Below are 559 nucleotides of genomic sequence, written 5' to 3'. Positions count from 1 at the left end.
TGGAGCCGATCGCCGATGACGACGAGGCCGCCGACGCCGAAGAGGTCGCATCGGTCGAGCTGGACCTGCCCAGCGAGCCCACACCGGACCGAGCACACGACGGCATCGCCCGCAGCCTGCAGGATCTGCGCAGCCTGCTGCTCGGATTCGATGTCGACCCGCATGATGAGCGCCGAGTGCTCGACCACTACCTCGCCGTGCGCCAGGCGGCGATCGCGGACAACCGCAGGCCGCTTGCCGACGAGATCGAGCTTGTGCAGGTGTTCGCCGACCTGTCCGAACTGAGCCACAACCGGTCGTGGGATGAGGACGGCGTGCAGGGCCACGTCCACAGCGCACGCGAGTACTTCCACACCTATCTGCAGAGCCTCGATGTCGAGCGGGCCGGTCTGCCCGAGTCGTATCAGGCCAAGCTCGCCAAGGCGCTCGGACATTACGGCGTCACCGAACTGGATCGTTCCCCCGAGCTCGAAGCGGCGGTCTTCCGGATCTTCCTCGCCCAGCAACGGCCATCCGACACCGTCACGGTCATCACCACCCTGCTGCGCGAGTGGCTGGG

The 559-nt window shown here is 67.1% G+C and carries 1 pseudogene; it reads left to right on the top strand.

Annotated features, from left to right (window positions below):
• Positions 1-559 (top strand): annotated as a pseudogene (locus NA5_RS41185) (ATP-binding protein); the annotation flags it as partial.

Origin of the sequence: Nocardia anaemiae NBRC 100462, from assembly GCF_001612725.1 — a bacterium.
Lineage (GTDB): Bacteria > Actinomycetota > Actinomycetes > Mycobacteriales > Mycobacteriaceae > Nocardia > Nocardia anaemiae.
The sequence above is the reverse complement of the archived record's forward strand: the minus strand, read 5'-3'. Positions and strand labels throughout refer to the sequence as shown.